At 71.8% G+C, this 16,776-nt stretch carries 17 protein-coding genes; 2 read left to right on the forward strand and 15 right to left on the reverse strand.

Going from position 1 to position 16,776, the window contains the following annotated elements:
- Positions 1–39: 39 nt before the first annotated feature.
- From VSH64_RS22380 to VSH64_RS22440, 13 genes are all read right to left on the reverse strand, one after another.
- Positions 40–408 carry a CPCC family cysteine-rich protein gene (locus VSH64_RS22380; RefSeq protein WP_326837600.1) on the reverse strand — a complete coding sequence of 123 codons (369 nt, stop codon included), beginning with the start codon at positions 406–408 and terminating at the stop codon, positions 40–42.
- A gap of 3 nt (positions 409–411) precedes the next feature.
- Positions 412–2,244: a glycosyl transferase gene (locus VSH64_RS22385; protein WP_407655661.1), complete on the reverse strand. Its 1,833-nt coding sequence runs from the start codon at positions 2,242–2,244 to the stop codon at positions 412–414.
- Positions 2,244–3,380 (reverse strand): serpin family protein, encoded by a 1,137-nt coding sequence (locus tag VSH64_RS22390; RefSeq protein WP_326837601.1) that lies wholly within the window; start codon positions 3,378–3,380, stop codon positions 2,244–2,246. The genes VSH64_RS22385 and VSH64_RS22390 overlap by 1 nt, the downstream gene beginning before the upstream one ends.
- Before the next feature lie 670 nt (positions 3,381–4,050).
- Entirely contained in the window at positions 4,051–5,328 is a 1,278-nt protein-coding gene (locus VSH64_RS22395; protein WP_326837602.1) for a deoxyguanosinetriphosphate triphosphohydrolase, read from the reverse strand.
- Between the two features lie 44 nt (positions 5,329–5,372).
- Positions 5,373–6,014 (reverse strand): YdcF family protein, encoded by a 642-nt coding sequence (locus VSH64_RS22400; RefSeq protein ID WP_326837603.1) that lies wholly within the window; start codon positions 6,012–6,014, stop codon positions 5,373–5,375.
- Between the two features lie 54 nt (positions 6,015–6,068).
- Complete coding sequence (locus VSH64_RS22405) at positions 6,069–6,674, reverse strand: response regulator transcription factor (protein ID WP_326837604.1); 606 nt, start codon at positions 6,672–6,674, stop codon at positions 6,069–6,071.
- A complete protein-coding gene (locus VSH64_RS22410) occupies positions 6,671–7,804 on the reverse strand; it encodes a sensor histidine kinase (protein ID WP_326838007.1) in 1,134 nt (377 codons plus the stop codon). Before VSH64_RS22410 ends, VSH64_RS22405 begins: the two co-directional genes overlap by 4 nt.
- Positions 7,805–7,918: 114 nt before the next feature.
- Positions 7,919–8,659: an ABC transporter permease gene (locus tag VSH64_RS22415; RefSeq protein ID WP_326837605.1), complete on the reverse strand. Its 741-nt coding sequence runs from the start codon at positions 8,657–8,659 to the stop codon at positions 7,919–7,921.
- Positions 8,656–9,609 (reverse strand): ABC transporter ATP-binding protein, encoded by a 954-nt coding sequence (locus VSH64_RS22420; RefSeq protein WP_326837606.1) that lies wholly within the window; start codon positions 9,607–9,609, stop codon positions 8,656–8,658. The genes VSH64_RS22415 and VSH64_RS22420 overlap by 4 nt, the downstream gene beginning before the upstream one ends.
- A gap of 143 nt (positions 9,610–9,752) precedes the next feature.
- Positions 9,753–11,141, reverse strand: coding sequence for a glycine--tRNA ligase (locus VSH64_RS22425; RefSeq protein WP_326838008.1), 1,389 nt, complete (start codon positions 11,139–11,141; stop codon positions 9,753–9,755).
- A 91-nt stretch (positions 11,142–11,232) separates the two neighbouring features.
- A complete protein-coding gene (locus VSH64_RS22430) occupies positions 11,233–11,895 on the reverse strand; it encodes a class F sortase (RefSeq protein ID WP_326837607.1) in 663 nt (220 codons plus the stop codon).
- Positions 11,896–11,970: 75 nt separating this feature from the next.
- Positions 11,971–12,612 carry a class F sortase gene (locus tag VSH64_RS22435; protein ID WP_326837608.1) on the reverse strand — a complete coding sequence of 214 codons (642 nt, stop codon included), beginning with the start codon at positions 12,610–12,612 and terminating at the stop codon, positions 11,971–11,973.
- 6 nt (positions 12,613–12,618) lie between these two features.
- Positions 12,619–13,710: a hypothetical protein gene (locus VSH64_RS22440; RefSeq protein WP_326837609.1), complete on the reverse strand. Its 1,092-nt coding sequence runs from the start codon at positions 13,708–13,710 to the stop codon at positions 12,619–12,621.
- Positions 13,711–14,044: 334 nt separating this feature from the next.
- On the opposite strand from VSH64_RS22440, the gene VSH64_RS22445 reads away from it, so the two are divergent.
- Complete coding sequence (locus VSH64_RS22445) at positions 14,045–14,449, forward strand: ArsR/SmtB family transcription factor (protein WP_326837610.1); 405 nt, start codon at positions 14,045–14,047, stop codon at positions 14,447–14,449.
- 2 nt (positions 14,450–14,451) lie between these two features.
- Complete coding sequence (locus VSH64_RS22450) at positions 14,452–14,889, forward strand: Fur family transcriptional regulator (RefSeq protein ID WP_326837611.1); 438 nt, start codon at positions 14,452–14,454, stop codon at positions 14,887–14,889.
- 13 nt (positions 14,890–14,902) lie between these two features.
- Here the strand turns inward: VSH64_RS22450 and VSH64_RS22455 are convergent, their stop codons facing one another.
- Complete coding sequence (locus VSH64_RS22455) at positions 14,903–15,700, reverse strand: TIGR03943 family putative permease subunit (RefSeq protein ID WP_326837612.1); 798 nt, start codon at positions 15,698–15,700, stop codon at positions 14,903–14,905.
- Positions 15,697–16,716, reverse strand: a complete 1,020-nt coding sequence (locus tag VSH64_RS22460) for a permease (RefSeq protein ID WP_326837613.1) — start codon at positions 16,714–16,716, stop codon at positions 15,697–15,699. Before VSH64_RS22460 ends, VSH64_RS22455 begins: the two co-directional genes overlap by 4 nt.
- Positions 16,717–16,776: the final 60 nt, after the last annotated feature.

Here is a 16,776-nt window from a genome sequence, read left to right on the forward strand (position 1 = left end):
TGGTGGAGGAACGAGATGGTGGGCCCGGGTGTGACAAAGTCAGCGACGACGCCGGAAGTGCGGCCGCCACCAGTAGAGCGCGGTCCGGTCGGCCGGCCACGGTTCGTCGTGAACACCCCGAGGCTCGAAGTCGTCGACGGCGAGGTCGATCGGACGCCAGCCGTCGTCGATCGGTTCGGCCGCGGCGGCCGGGCGCACGCTGCGGGTGAAGCGGGGTTCCATCGCCCCGAGTTCGGCGTAACTGCGCTGCGCTTCGATCAGCGAGGGGCCGTTCGCGCCACCGCGCCAATCCGGCCACCGCAGCTGAACCGCGTCGTCCTCCCAGAAGCACACGCCGCAGACGGAGTGGGAGCCCGGCCCGTCCTCGAACACGAGGTGCCCGCAACACGGGCACGGGTAGTCGGCCATGCGTCAGCGGCGCGCCGTGATCGCGCGGACGTCCCAGATCCACACGCCGTCCACGAACTGCGCCGGTTTGCGCAGCAGGAGTTCCACCGTGGAGCGGTAAGCGTCGGCGTGTTCGCGCGGGATCAGGACCAGCACGCTGGCGTTCCAGTAGCGCAGGTCCTTGATGGTCTGGTCGCGGTCGGCGTCGGTGACGGGCTGGGCTTCGCCGGAGTCGCGGACGTGGTCGAGGAGGGTGGAGGTGGCGGCCTGGTAGGAGCCGTAGCGGCCGCGTTTGTCGTCGGGGCCGCTGGGGCCGACGAAGTAGCCCTCGGGCATCGCGTAGCCGAGGTCGGCGTCCATCTGCCAGTGCAGGGGCTCGGACTCGCCGGAGCCGGGCAGGGGCACGGGGACGACGGTGCCGCCGGGGGCGACGTAGGTGCGCCAGGTGCCGTCGGCGAAGAAGGCCGGCGTCGGAGGGCGGTCTTTGACCACGAGTTGCGTGGGGGCGATCGGCAGGAGCACGGCGATCACCGCGCCCACCCAGAGCAGGCGCAGGGGAAGGCGGTGCTTGCCGTCGGTGGGGTCGGGCAGAGATTCGGCCGTGGTGAACACGCGCTCGGTGGCGATCGCGAGCAGCGCGCCGATCGCGGGCACACATGCCATGGCCAGACGCGATTCCAGCAGCGACTCGAACAGCGGCAGGTCGGCCAGCAGCTTCCACGGCCCGGCCACCCCGGTGTCCACGTGCACCGCCACGAGCTCGACACCCATCGACAGCCACGCCATCAGGAACATCGAGATCGCCAGCGACCGGGCCACGACCTCGCGCCACAGCCACACCGTGACCACGACCATGAGCACGATCAGCGGCCAGCCGAAGAACGCGTTCTCCTCGGTGCGGTTGATCGACACGTCGGCGGCGGCTTCGGGCTGCCCCGCGATCGACTGCGTGGCGAAGCGGGTGAAGGCGGCGAGGTCGTTGCCGACCGGGCCGTGTTCGAGCCCCGAGTAGCTCGACGGGCCGAAGAACTGCCACCACAGCGGGAACGCCACCAGCACGCCCGCGATCACCACGGCCAGCCCGCCGCCGAGCAGCAGCGGCCGCACCATCGCCTTGATCTCCCGCGGACGCGACACGAGGTAGGCCACGGCGAAGATCACGAAGCCGAGCGCGAAGATCAGCAGCGGCTCTTCACCGAGGAAGATCTGGTACGCGGTGAGCACGCCGAGCCAGATCCCGTTGCGCACGAGCTTGCGGCCCTGCGCCAGGTGGATCACCTTGAGCGCCAGGAACGGCAGCACGAACCACGCGACGAAGTTCGGGTGCGCGTTGCCGTGGGAGATCATCGACGGCGCGAACCCGGCCACCGCGCCGCCGATCGCCGCGGCCGCGCGGTGGCGCACGAGGTGGCGCGAGAACACCCAGTACCAGGCGGCCGCGGTGCCCGCGAGGCTGCCGGTGAGCACGATGGCCCAGGTGACCGTGGGGCCGAAGACGAGCGTGATCGGCGTGAGCGGGATCCCGACGCCGAGCATGGCCGTGTTGGCCATCATGTTCACGCCGAGCGGGTAGTTCTGCAGCCCGGAGCTCAGCGGATTTTGCAGGTGCAGCACGGATTTCGCGGTGACGTCGAAGAACCACTCCCACAGGTTCTGATCCGACGCGCTGTTCCACAGGTAACCCGTGCCGAGATCGCCCCACAGGCCGCCGTACAACACCACGGCGAACGCGAGGTAGGCCGCGACGATGCCCGCGTCGGACCACGACCGGCGCATCCGCGGCGGCGCGACGGGCGCGTCCGGATCGGGGACGACGGGGATCAATTCGGTCCTCGCGTCCGGTTGGAAAAGGCTCACTACGGGCGCACCACCCGCGCGAAGAAGTACACCGCGCCGGTGCCGGCGTGCCGGACGAGCAGGAGGAACGGCCGGTCCACCGCGACGTCGAGCGGCTCGGCCGTGGACAGCGACATCGTGCGGATCTGGATGGCCGTGGCGGCCGCGCCCTCGAGGCCCTGCTCGTCGAGGCGCAGCACGGCCTGGTGCACCACGCTGTCCACCCACAGCGGACGCGTGGCGGTGAGCCCGGTGAGGTCGGCTTCGGCGGTGAACAGCTCGCGCACGCCCAGCGCGCGCAAGGCACCGTCCAGGTCGGTGCGCAGGTCGAGCTCGATCTTCGGCAGCGCGAGCCGCACCTTGCGGCGGCTCGTGCCGTCGAGCAGCCGCTTGAGGCGCGCGGTGTCGAGCGCGGCTTCGGCGGGCGCGAGGTCACCGTCGGGCAGCAGCACCACGGCCTCGACCCCGCCCTGTGCCGGGAGGCTCACAACCTGCCAGCCGTCCGCGCGGTGGTAACCGAGGGTCTCTTCCAGGCGCATCGTCGGCACCCGGCGCGTTTCCCCGGGGCTGTGGAACTCCGCCGACGCGGTGGCGCCGGCCGGGAACGGGTGGCGCCAGCCCGTTTTCAGGTAGAGCGCGTTCACGAGGCTCGCGCGGGTGTCCACGGTGACCGCGCCGCCCGGCAGCAGCTCCGGGATCAGCCCGTTGGTGGTCCGGTCCACGTCCCCGTTGATCAGCCCGCGGGCGGCTTCGGGGTCGGTCGCGAACGGCGCGGTCTCGGCCTTGCCGCCGGGCCACGCCACGAGCTCCTCCAGGAACGACCCCTCGACGGTGATCTCGTCGGACGCCCAGAGCGTGTTGGCCACCGCGAGCTGCGCTTCGTCGCCGAGGTTCGCGGCTTCGCGCAGCACGGTGGCGTGCGCTTCGAGGGCGGCTTCGTTCGGGGTGCTGGCGGCGCTGTTGTCGGTATCGGTGTCACTCGTGCTCGCGCTCGTCAGGAGCTTGCGCAACTCGTCAGCGGTCTGCCCCCTCGCGGCCCGGGCCGCGAGGCCCAGCGCGCTGGCCGCGGAGTACGGCGAAAAACACGCGTCGCCCCCACCTGCCGCCGCAACCCGGCCCAGGGCGAGCATGAAGTCCAAGTGGCTGTCCACGGCCATGCGGCGACCGTACCCGACCGGGTGGTCCGCGTGACACGGAACCGATCACCCGGGCACCCGGTCACGCTCTCCCTGGCCGCCGGCTCGGCTTGCCCGTGCGGAACCGCAGGCCAAGACCCTGCGGCGCAGCACCGGCAAGCCGACTCCAACACCCGGCGACGCTCTTCGACTCGCAGCCCCGCGGCCGCCCATCGGTGGTGCCGGTGAGCGGCACCGATGAGGTGCCGGGTCTCCGGCCCGCCGGCGGCAGAGCTCCTGCGTTCCGGCAGTGGGTTCTCCAGCTCCCGGGCAGAACAGCTCCGGCCCTCTGGCAGCCGAGCTTCGGCCCGGCGGCGGTGGAGCTTCGGCCCAGCGGCGATAGAGCTTCGGCCCGGCGGCGGTGGAGCTTCGGCCAGTCGACAGCGGGCTCCCCTCCAGGGAGCAGAACTCAGGGCGCCAGCGGCGAAGCGCGAGCCCACCGACGGCGCGTGACCAGCTCCACGACGAGCCGCGCCGTTCGTCGAGCACGTCCGCGTATCGCTCGCGGTGCATCGCCCAGCGCCCAACCCCGGGCCCGCCCCACCCGCTTGCTCGCCGACGCGGCTACACCGACGTCAGAGCCACTCAACTCATCACGCCAGCTCTCAGCCGAGGGTCCGCACTGCCCGCTCCGGCACCCAAAACCCACCCCTCAAACATGCCTCCCCACATGCCACCGATGCCATTCGTGCGCCTGCGCATCCGTGAGGGAGGCGACCTGGTCCACCACCACCCTCAACCGCGCGGCGTCGTCCGCGGCCGCCTCCCACGGCGGCACGAACAGCGGATCCAGCGATTCCGGTGCCCGCCGTCCCAGCGCCGCCACCAGCTGAGCGATCAGCTCACGCTGCCCGTCCTGCATGGCCAGGCGTCGGCGGTCGCTCATCACGTACCGCAGCGCCAGGGCCTTGAGCAGCGCCACCTCCGCCGCGACCTGGTCCGGTACGGCCAGGCGGGCGCCGTACCGGGTCAGGGGGCCTTCGCCGTAGACGCCGCGGGTGCCGGTGACCGCGGCGGAGGCGAAGCGGCCCACGAGCTCGCTCGTGAGGCGTTTCAGGGCGACCTGCGCGCGCAGCGAGCCGTCCGGAGCGGTGTGCACCAGGGTGGCCACCACGGGCAGGTCGAGCAGTTCCTTGGCCGCGCCCTCCAAAGTGGACGCGGACAGCGTGGAGAAGTGGCGCGCGGCGGCTTCGGCGACGGCGGCGCGCTCCTCGGCGTCGGCGAGCACGCTCAGGGAGATGCGGCCCGCGAGCACGCCGTCCTCGACGTCGTGGACGGAGTAGGCCACGTCGTCGGACCAGTCCATGATCTGGGCCTCGAGGCAGCGCCGCTCGCCGGGCGCGCCGGCGCGGACCCACTCGAACACCGGCACGTCGTCGGCGTACACGCCGTATTTCGGCTGGCCGGGACGGCGCTGCCAGGGGTACTTCGTGGTCGCGTCGAGGCAGGCGCGGGTGAGGTTCAGGCCCACCACCGCGCCGGACTCGTCGAGGGCTTTCGGTTCGAGACGGGTCAGGATGCGCAGCGTCTGGGCGTTGCCCTCGAAGCCGCCGCACGACTGGGCGACCTCGTCGAGCGCGCGCTCGCCGTTGTGCCCGAACGGCGGGTGCCCGATGTCGTGCGCGAGGCCCGCCGTGTCGACCAGGTCGGGGTCGGCGCCCAGCTCCTCGGCGATGCCGCGGCCGATCTGCGCGACCTCCAGCGAGTGCGTGAGCCGCGTGCGCGGCACGCCGTTGACCTCGGCGCCCTCACCGGGGCCGACCACCTGCGTTTTGCCCGCCAGCCGGCGCAGCGCGGCCGAATGCAGCACGCGGGCGCGGTCGCGCGCGAAGTCGCTGCGTCCGTCGGGCAGCGCGCCGGCCAGCGCCGCGCCCTTGGGTGGCTCGGCCAGCACCCGGGCGCGGTCGTACTCGGAGTACCCGTCGCTCACGAGGCCCAGCTTAAGCGCGGGCACCGACAAAACCGACGGAAAGATCAGCCCATGAAGGTGTCGAACAGCTCGTCGGCCGGTGACTTCGTGAGCTCGTAGAACAGCAGTGCGCCGGTCTCGCGGAAGATGTAGCGGACCTGGGTCACGCGTTCCTGCACGATCGGGCCGCTGTGCGTGGGCGCCGTCCAGGCGTCGAGCCCGAGGTCGGACGCCATCGTGCGCGCGCGGTAGGAGTGCCACGGGTCGCTCACGAGCACGGCGGAGTGCCAGCCGCGCGCCTGCACCTGGTCGGCGACGGCGCGCAGGCTCCGCAACGTGTCGCTGCCTTCGCCGACCGCCAGGGTGGCCGACGCGGGCACGCCGTGCTGAGTGAGCCAGCGCGCGCCGGCCGCGGCCTCGGTGAAGTTGTCGGCGGCCTTCTTGCCCCCGGCCGTGACGATCGTCTTCGCCACGCCCGCCTCGTACAGCTGCCGCGCCTTCTCCAGCCGCGCCGAGAAGATGTCCGACGGTTTGCCGTTGTACTGCGCGGCCCCCAGCACCACGATCACGTCGGCCGGCGTGCGGTCGTTCTCCCGCGCCACCTGCCACACACGAAACGCCGTTCCCCCGACCACGGCGAGCACCATGAGCACCGCGCCGAACGCGATGCGGCGCAGCCAGTTCGCCGCCGTGGGTGGTGTCCTCATGCCCGCCATCTTTTCAGAACCGCGGGCGTTCCCGGCGCAGGCACCCCGGGTGCGTCAGAGCCAGCCGCGTTCCTCGGCCAGCCGCACGGCCTCGGCCCGCGTGCGCGCGCCCGTTTTGCCGATCGCGGCCGAAAGGTGGTTGCGCACAGTGCCTTCCGAGAGGAACAGCACCTTCGCGATGTCGGCGACGGTGCTGCCGTCGCGAGCCGTGGACAGCACGTCGCGCTCCCGCGCGGTGAGCGGGCTCGCCCCGGTGGCCAGCGATTCGGCCGCCAGCGCCGGATCTACCACGCGCAGTCCACTGTGGACGCGACGCACGGCTTCCACGAGCTGCTCCGGCGGCGCGTCCTTCACCACGAACCCGGCGGCCCCGGCCGCCATCGCGCGCGCCAGGTAACCGGGCCGGCCGAAGGTCGTGCAGATGATCACCCGGCACGACGGCATCGCGGTGTGCAGCTCCGCGGCCGCGGCGAGGCCGTCCTTGCCGGGCATCTGCACGTCGAGCAGCGCGACGTCGGGCGCGCATTCCTTCGCCGCGGCCAGCACCTCGTCACCCGACCCGACCTGCGCGACGACCTCGATGTCGGACTCCAGCCCGAGCACGGTCGCGAGCGCGCCGCGCACCATCGCCTGGTCGTCGGCCAGCAGAACGCGGATCACGCCAGTCCTCCCGCGGGTTCGGTACGCGCGGCCGGCACGGCCGCCGGCTCCGGTTCCGGGACTTCCGCCCGGACGGCCCATCCTCCCCCGGGCCGCGGGCCGCTGCGCAGCGTCCCCCCGGCCGCCGCCACGCGTTCGGTGAGCCCGCGCAGCCCATTGCCCGGCGCGGCCTCGGCGCCGGTGCCGTCGTCGTCGATCTCCAGCCAGTCGCGGCCCAGCCGCACCCGCACCCGCGTCGCTCCCGAGTGGCGCAGCACGTTCGTGATCGCTTCGCGCAGTACGTACCCGAAGGTGCTCTGCAGCTGCGGCAGCACGTTGTCCACGGCGTAGGGCAGGTCCGCCTCGATCTCCGCGGCCCGCAGCGCGGCCCGCGCCCCGGCCAGCTCGGCGGCCAGCGACACCTCGCGGTACTCGGAAACGGTGAGCCGCACGTCGGACAGCGCGCTGCGGGTGAGCCCCTCGACCTCGCGGATCTCCTCCACCGCGCGCCCGACATCGCCGGAGCTCTCCAGCACGCGCCGCGCCAGCCCGGCTTTCACGGTGATCGTGGTGAGGCTGTGGCCCAGCAGGTCGTGCAGGTCGCGGGCCACGCGCTGGCGTTCGTTGGCCACGGCGAGCGTGGCGATCTCCTTGTTGGCCACCTCCAGCCGCCGGACGGCGCGGATCAGGTTGGCCATGAAGAACATCGCGAGCGTGATCGAGGCGACGGAGATCAGGTCGCCCCCGCTCTGGTCGAGCCGGCCGTCGGCCACCAGCACGATCGCCACGGCACCCAGCGCCAGCGTGTCGAGGATCGCCGCCCAGCCGGCCGGGAAGAGGAACGCGAGCGTGGCGGTGGCGTAGAGCAGGATGTACGGGCTGGCGTCGGTGAGCAGCGTGGAGAGCAGGCCCAGCGCGAGCATCACCGCGCCGAACGTGAGCTTCACCGCCCGTTCCTTGCCGAACACGATCGGGAACACGACGTAACACGCGCTGTAGCCGAAGATCAGCACACCCATCAGCACCCGCGCCCACATCGGGTCTTCGTTCTCGACCAGCCCGTGGGTGGCCGGGATCAGGAACGGCAGCAGGAACAGCACCGCGAAGATCGGCCAGCCGACCTTGCTGGGCCCGCCCCGGTGCCCGATCATCGGGTCGTCCCACCACGAGGCCCGGTCGTTCAACGCGAACCGGAACCTCGTGACGGCGATCGACTCGGTCTCGTCCTTCGTCGGCTCCACTGTCCGTTTCCCTTCCGTCCCGGGTCAGACCCGGGCGCTGTCCTTACGGTAACGCCTGATCACGAGCGCCCCGAGCACCACGGCCCAGCCCGCCAGCACCGCGAGCGCGGTCGGGAAGCTCACGAGCAGCTCGTTGGTCACCGCCGGGCGCACCAACCCGATCAGCCAGTAGGTGGGCAGCAGCTGCGACACGTCCTGCATCCACGCCGGCATGCCCTCCAGCGGGATCCACAGGCCGCCGAGGAAACCCATGCCCAGCATCACGATCATGGAGATCGGCTGCATCGACTCCGGCGTGGCGAGCTGGCCGATCAGCAGGCCGAGCAGCACGAGCGGGATCGTGCCGAGCCACAGGCCCAGGATCACGCGCAGCCAGCCGGCGCCGTCGAGGTGCACGCCTTCCACGAAGATCGCGACGAGCGGCACCAGCAGCAGCGCGGGCAGGCCCACGAGCATGCCGGCCAGCGCCTTGCCGCCGAGGTAGGAGCCGCCGGACAGCGGCGTCAGACGCAGTTGGCGCTGCCAGCCGCTGGCGCGTTCGAGGGCCAGGCGCGTGCCGTTCGTGGTCGCCGCGGCGAAGAGGCCGAACGCCATCATGTTGACCATCACCACCGCCACCACCGCGGCGTGGTCCGGATCGCTCGGCTTCACGAACACGTTGGCCTGCAACAGGAACATCACCACGGGGAACGCGACGACGAAGATCAGGAACCGCATCGAGCGGAACAGCCGCCGGATCTCGACGGCGAGGTAGGAGGCGTTCATCGGGCTGCTTCTTCCTGGGTGTCCGAAGTGAGTGAGAGGAACGCGCCTTCGAGGCCCACGGCGCTGATCTCGATGTCCCGCACCGCCGGCACGGCCGCCATCAACGCGCGCAGCGTCTCGTCCGACTCGCTGCTGGAGATCGCCACGCGCTCGCCGCGCAGCTCGAACTCGGTGACCGCGGGCAGCGTGGCCACGATCCGTTCGGTGGCTTCGGTCGCGCCCGGCAGCACGGCCCGGATCGTGCGTCCCCCGGCGAGCGCACGCACCTGCGCGACCGACCCGTCGGCGACGATCCGCCCGGCCCGCATCAGCACCACACGGTCGGCGAACTCTTCGGCCTCTTCGAGGTAGTGCGTCGCGAACAGCACGGTGCGGCCGCTGTCGGTGAAGGAGTACATGGACTTCCAGAACTCGCGCCGCGTGCCCACGTCCATCGCGGCCGTCGGCTCGTCCAGCACCAGCAGATCGGGGTCCGACACCAGCGCCACGGCGAAGCGCACCCGCTGCTTCTGCCCGCCGGAGAGCTTGTTGGCCCGCCGGTCGGCGATGTCCTCGATGCCCGCCCGCTGCAACGCCTGCTCCAGCGGCATCGGCGTGCGGTGCAGCTTCGCGACCATGCGCACCGTCTCGCGCACGGTGAGGTCCTCCAGCAACGCCCCGCCCTGCAGCATCGCCCCGATCATCCCGGCGCGCACCGCGTCACCCGGCGTCTTGCCGAACACCGTGACGTCACCGGCGTCGGGCTTGCTGAGCCCCAGGATCATGTCGACGGTGGTGGACTTGCCCGCGCCGTTCGGCCCGAGCAGCGCCACCACCTCCCCCGGCGCGATCGTGAGCTCGACCCCGTCGACGGCCCGCACCTCGCCGTAGTGCTTCCTCAACCCGCTCAACCGAACCGCGGCCCCCGCCGCGACGTCCCGCGCGGCCCGGGTGGTCTGTGTGGTTTTCATGGAGCCGAGCTTGCCGCCGGCGGGGCTCGCGTCCGCAGGCCGAGCGTCACGACGTGACCGTGACAGGTGTCAGGGGTCGGCCCCGGAAAACACGAACGGCCCTCCTCCGGTGCAGCGGAGAAGGGCCGTTCGCGAAGAGAAAATCAGCAGCCGAGCAGGCGCGGTGCCAGGTACTCCTCCACCTTGTCGATCGCCACCCGCTCCTGGGTCATGCTGTCGCGTTCGCGGACCGTGACGGCCTGGTCTTCCAGGGAGTCGAAGTCCACGGTGACGCAGTACGGGGTGCCGATCTCGTCCTGGCGGCGGTAGCGGCGGCCGATGGCCTGGGCGTCGTCGAAGTCGACGTTCCAGTTCTTGCGCAGGGCGGCCGCGAGGTCGCGGGCCTTGGGCGAGAGGTCGGCGTTGCGCGAGAGCGGCAGCACCGCGGCCTTGAACGGCGCGAGCCGCGGGTCGAGGTGCAGCACGGTGCGCTTGTCGGTGCCGCCCTTGGCGTTCGGCACGTCTTCCTCGTCGTAGGAGTCCACGAGGAAGGCCATCATCGACCGGCCGACGCCGGCGGCCGGCTCGATCACGAACGGGCGGTAGCGCTCGCCGGAGGCCTGGTCGAAGAACGACAGGTCCACGCCCGAGTGGTTCGAGTGCGTGGTGAGGTCGAAGTCGGTGCGGTTGGCGATGCCTTCGAGCTCGCCCCACTCCTGGCCGGCGTTGAAGGCGAACCGGTACTCGATGTCGACGGTGCGCTTCGCGTAGTGCGAGAGCTTTTCCTTCGGGTGCTCGAAGTGGCGCAGGTTCTCGGGCTTGATGCCGAGGTCCTTGTACCACTTGGTGCGCTCGTCGATCCAGTACTGGTGCCAGGTCTCGTCCTCGCCCGGCTCGACGAAGAACTCCATCTCCATCTGCTCGAACTCACGCGTGCGGAAGATGAAGTTGCCCGGCGTGATCTCGTTGCGGAAGGACTTGCCGACCTGGCCGATGCCGAACGGCGGCTTCTTGCGCGAAGCCTGCTGCACGTTGAGGAAATTCACGAAGATGCCCTGCGCCGTCTCCGGACGCAGGTAGTGCAGGCCTTCCTCGGACTCGACCGGGCCGAGGTAGGTCTTGAGCATCATGTTGAAGTCGCGCGGCGCGGTGTAGCGGCCGCGGGTGCCGCAGTTGGGGCACGGCACGTCGGACAGGTCGTCCTCCGACGTCGGCTTGCCGCTGCGGGCCTCGTAGTCCTCGGCGAGCTGGTCGGCGCGGAAGCGCTTGTGGCAGTGGAGGCACTCGATCAGCGGGTCGGTGAACACGTTCACGTGACCCGAGGCGACCCAGACCTGGCGCGGCAGGATCACGGACGAGTCGAGACCGACCACGTCCTCCCGGCCCTGCACCATGGTCTTCCACCACTGGCGCTTGATGTTGTCCTTCAGCTCCACGCCGAGAGGCCCGTAGTCCCACGCCGACTTGGTGCCGCCGTAGATCTCTCCCGACGGGAAGACGAAGCCACGGCGCTTGCACAGACTGACGACGGTTTCGATGGTGTTGGCGGGCACTCCACGCTCCGGACGCATGCGGGGACGGTTGGACTAGGAGGTTCAGCGTATCCGGCCGCCCCCGCGGCACTTCCGGCGAGGTGAGCAGCGCTCAGGGCCGGCCGGTCAGCGACGCCGTGACGACCCGGTTGTCGTCGTAGCCCTCGGTGCCGCCGACGTAGTCGCCACCGCACGTCACGAGCACCAGTTTGTGGGGCCCGTCCGGGGAGAACAGCCGCGCCGACTCGCCCGCGAGCCCGGACTTGTGGATCGTGCGCACCTCGTCCACCCGGTAGCTCCACCTGCCGCCGGCGGTGTCGGTGACCGTGACGGTCTGGCCCTGCTTCACCTGCCACAGCTGGTCGAACGGGCCGGTGTGGCCCTTCCAGTTCACGTGGCCGGAGAACAGCGTCACGCCGTGGTCGGCGCCGAGGCCCGAGCCCCACCACGCGGCTTCGGCGAGGCTCTGCGGGATCACCAGGGCACCGTCGTCACCCACCGGTTCCTCCACGAGCTTCGCGGTGCCACCGCCGGGCAGCAGCACGGTGCCGGGCGTCTTCCCGGGGTCGGCCTGCTGTCCCTGGGACCGGTCCTGCGGCTGCCCGGAGGCCGCGCCCGCCGCGGGCACCGGCACCGAGGCCGGTCCGCTCGCGAGACTCGGTTCATCCTTTCCAGTGAAGATCAGGAGGGCGGCGACGAGCACCGCCACCACCACGGCCCCCACGGCGGCCAGCACCCACTTCGTCCTCGCGGGCCGTTCCTGTGTCCCTTGCATCGTGCTCCCTGCTCCGGTGTGTCCTGCGCGGGAAGACATGCCGCGCGACGCACCGGGGGTTGCACCCGATCGTGCTCAGTCCGGACGGGAGACCAGGTTCGCCGTGACGATGCGGTTCTCGTCGTAGCCCTCGGTGCCGCCCACGTAGTCGCCACCGCAGGTCACCAGCACCAGCCGGTGCGGGCCCGACTGCGCGAACCACTGCGGCGCCTGCGCCGGCAGTTCGTCCTTGTGCAGGGTCACCGCGCCGGTCACCCGGTAGAGCCACCGGCCGCCGGCGGAGTCGACGATGCTCACGTTGTCGCCCGTGCGCACGCGCCAGAGGTCGTCGAACGGGCCCTTCGTGCCGGCCCAGTTCACGTGCCCGGACAGCACGGCCGCGCCCTGCTTCGCGCCGAGGCGCGCGCCCCACCACGCGGCGTCGCCGAGGCCCCGCGGGATCGGGAGGATGCCGTCCTGGGTCACCTCGGTGCGCACCAGGCGGGCCTCCGAGCCGTCGGGCAGCCGCACGCTGCCGGGCCGCTGCAGGCCCACCGCCGCGCCGTCGACGGGCAGCTCGGCGGGCGCACCGGCCTCACCCGGCAGCGAACCGGGCGGTGGCTCGGCCGCCGCCGCGGCGGGCACCGGCGCGGGACCCCAGGTCAGCACCACCACGCCCGCGGCCAGCGCGAGCACGGCGACCACTGCCGAGACCGCGACCAGCGCGGTGCGCAGCACCAGGGCCTACTCGCCGCGTGAGCGCGCCGCGCGCCGGCGGCCCAGCCCGATCGAGAGCCCGCCGAACACCAGGCCGGCCACGAGCAGGCCGAGGCCGAGCGGCAGCCGGTAGTCGCCCTGCGCCGGGGCCGCCGCGGCGGTTCCGAGGTACCCGGCCGGGACCTCGGTCGGCACCGGCGGCTGGGTCGCGTCGGCGCCGTTGCCGCTGTTGCCGGACACGGCGACGAAGTTCTTCGGGATCGAGCAGCTCACGCCGCCGAGCACCAGCGAGGTGTGCACGTCCTGCAGCGCCACGTTGCTCGCGTCGTGCACGTGGGTGGTCACGTCGACGCGCCAGCCGGCCTGCGCCGTGACGTCACCGCCGCGCCAGCCGTCCTGCTTGACCAGCTGGTCGAACGACGAGACGCGCGACACCACGAGGTCCGACAGCGTGTTCGTGGGATTGGCCTGCGGAACGTCGCCGGGCGCGCCCATCCGCAGGTTCTTCACGCTCAGCGAAGCCGAGCCGGCGGGCATCGCGACCTGCTTGAGGTTGTCGTCCTCGCCGCGCACCCAGAGCCGGGTGAGCGTGGTGGTGCCGGTGGCCTTGTTCGGCGCCGAGCAGTCGACGGCGCTGCGGGCGTTTTCGAGCACCAGCATCGTGTCGTCGACCGGGCGCGACTTGCCGCGCGTGGTGTCGCGCAGGGCGTAGTTGGTCTCGGCGACGGCCGTAGGCACGGTCGTGGCCTGCAGGGCCGCGACCACGTTGTGGTCCCGGCTCGCGATCCCGGCCGGGTACGGGCTCTTGGTCGCGTCGGCGAACTTGCCGAGGTCGATCTCCCAGTTGCCGCCGAACGTCGAGCGCTCACCGTCGTTCTTCGGCACGGCCACGCGGTCGGTCGAGAGCTTCGACTGGCCGGGGGTGAGCGGCGAACGCTGCGTCTCGGTGATCAGCGAGCCGCCGTGCTGCGGGTCGGACCCGAGCCGCACCGACGCCACGTTGGCGAACGACACCGGGCCGGTCTTCTCGTCGACGGCCTTCACGGTCTGCGTCGTCTGGGCCACGGCCACCGGGGCCAGCGCGGGAAGCGCCACCACCGCCAGAACCGCCGCCCTCATCACGAAACGAGTCATTGTCTCCCCACTGCCTCCGCCTCACACCCAGCGAGTCGTCAGCGTACGAGAAGCGACGAAACGCCCCGCGACAACCTTGCACCGTCAGCCACCGGTTGCGAAGCCGAAGTGCCGATTCCTCACGAACTCACCCGATCGGGTTAGGCCGGTGTGAGTGACCCGTGACCGTCGGGGGCCACGGAGGGGAACACTACGATGTCGGTGACCGTTGTCGACAATGACATCCGACTTCGGAAGTTCACCGGCCACGACCGGCGGCGGACACAGCGGCGAGACAGACAGCGGCGACAACCACAGCGGCACCAGCGGGGAGGCAGCGATGGCACCGGCGAGCACCGGCGCTCTTTCGACCGGCACCGGTACGTCCGGCGAACCGGTGACCCCGCACACACCGGCCGAGCCGCTCCCGACGCCCACCCGCGCCGCCCCGCCCGGCCCCTCGGCCGCCGTGCTCGCCGACGCCGGCGACCTGCTGCGCGCCCTCGCCGCCCCCGTCCGGATCGCCATCGTGCTGCAGCTGCGCGAGGCCGACCGGTGCGTCCACGAGCTGGTGGACGCGCTCGACGTCGCGCAGCCGTTGATCAGCCAGCACCTGCGGGTGCTGAAGACGGCGGGCGTGGTGCAGGGCGAACGCCGGGGCCGGGAAGTCGTGTACCGGCTGGTGGACGACCACCTGTCCCACATCGTCGTCGACGCGGTCGCCCACGCGCAGGAAGGGAAGTGACCATGACCTCGAGTCCCCACCCCGCTCCGTCACCGACAGCCGGCCCCGCCCCGGTGCCCGGCCGCCGGTCGACCCGGCAGCGCGCGGCGGTGGTCGACCTGCTCAACACGGTCGACGATTTCCGCTCCGCGCAGGAGCTGCACGACGAGCTGCGCAAACGCGGTGACGGCATCGGTCTCACCACCGTGTACCGCACGCTGCAGTCGCTGTCGGAGGCCGGCGAGATCGACGTGCTGCGCACCGACTCCGGCGAGGCCATCTACCGCCGCTGCTCCACGCACCACCACCATCACCTCGTGTGCCGCGTGTGCGGGCGCACGGTGGAGGTCGAGGGCCCGGCCGTGGAGCGGTGGGCCGAGAAGATCGCCTCCGAGCACGGCTTCTCCGACATCAACCACACCGTGGAGATCACCGGCACCTGCGCCGAGCACGCCGGCTGACGGCGCGCACGGCTCAGTACTCGTAGGGGTCCTTCGGCGCGGTGATCCGCTCGACGGTCGTGGGCACGAAGTCGGGCGTGTACCCGTTGTCCTCGTTCGCCGTGCCGGGCACGACCTGCCCGGTGACCTTCAGCCACGTGTCGCTCGGGAACCGGTCGGCCGCGCCGCCCTTGAGGTGCACGGTCACCGGGGCCGCGTCGGCGGCGCAGCAGCTGATCACCAGGCGCGCGAGCAGCGTGCTCGCGCCTTCGTGCACGACGAAGCCGGACATGCCGATGGTGCGGCCGTTCATCGTGCCGTTGGCGTCCCAGCCGGCGCGCGTCACGACCTCGTTCATCGCCAGGTCCACGACCTTCCCGGCCGGCAACGGCGGGAACGCGGCCGCCGACGTGGTCGCCGCGCTCGGCGAGATCCGCGCGGCGGAGCGGGTGACCGAGTCGGCGCCGAGGGCGGGCGGGGCCACCAGGAACACCGCGAGCACGGGCACCACGAGCAGCCAGGCCGAGCGGGCGGGGTGCGCGTGGCCGTGGCCGTCGTCGGCGTGGCCGGCGTGCTCAGCGTGGTCGAAGTCTTCGGGCCCCGAGTGGTCGGCTTGGTCGGCTTCCAGCGCGGCCGCCTTCGCCACGGCCCGCGCCGCCAGGAGATCCCGCAGGATCGCGACCGCGCCGAGCACCAGCATCACCACGCCACCGGTGATGATCCACGGCTGCTGCGCGGGCTTCACGTACCGCAGGTAGTCGCCGTTGACCGCGATCTTCACCAGCGCCCCGCCGAGCAGGATCAGCAGCACGTTCTGCGTCTCGCGCCTCATCGCGCGCCGCCCAGCAGCAGCGCGCCCACGACCGTGCCGCACGCGAGCGCGACCACGAACGTGACTGGCGCGAACCGCACGGCGAAGGACTTGCCGAACGTGCCGGCCTGCAGCGCGAACAGCTTCACGTCGATCGCCGGGCCGACCACGAGGAACACCAGCTTCGGCAGCATCGGCACCGCGGTGAGCGAAGCGGCCACGAAGGCGTCGGCCTCGCTGCACAGCGCGAGCACCACGGCCAGCACCGCCATCACGATCACGCCGACCACCACCTGGTCCGCCAGCACCCCGAACCACTTCGCCGGCACGAGCACGTTGAGCGTCGCCGAGATCAGCGAGCCGAGCACCAGGAACCCGCCGGCTTCGACCAGGTCCGTGCGCGCGGTCTCCGCGAAGACCTTCCACCGCTGTCCCGGCTCGACGTCGGGCAGGCGGCGCAGCGCGCGCTCGGTGATCCACGAGAGCTTGCCCCAGCGGGCCCAGATCCAGCCCATGACCATCGACGTCGCGAGCGACCCGAGGAACCGCGCCAGCACCATCTCCGGCCGGCCAGGGAAGGCGACGGCCGTGGCCACCAGCACCACCGGGTTCACCGCGGGCGCCGCCAGCAGGAAGGTGAGCGCCGCGGCCGGCGCCACCCCCTGGCCGATCAGCCGCCGCGCCACGGGCACGGACGCGCATTCACAACCCGGCAACGCCACTCCCGCTAGGCCCGCGACCCCCACCGCCGCACCCGCGCGCTTGGGCAGCACGCGTTCCAGCACCCGCGCGGGCACGAACGCGGCGATCGCCCCGCTGATCAACACACCCAGCACGAGGAACGGCAGCGCCTGCACGCACACGGCCACGAACACCGTGGACCCGGTGCGCAGCGCCGGCACGTTGAACAGGTCCTGCAACCGGCCCTGCGCGAGGATCGCGACGAGCAGCACCGCGCAGAGGATCTCGATCGAGCTGATCCGGATCCGCCGCGCGCGCCGTTTTTCCCCGGGCGCGTTGTCGACAAGGGTTTTCACGACCGCGATGATGCCAGCCCGCACCGACCGGATCCCAGCGGGACACAGCGCGAACGGACC

The organism is Amycolatopsis rhabdoformis (assembly GCF_035918295.1).
GTDB classification, from domain to species: Bacteria; Actinomycetota; Actinomycetes; order Mycobacteriales; family Pseudonocardiaceae; genus Amycolatopsis; species Amycolatopsis rhabdoformis.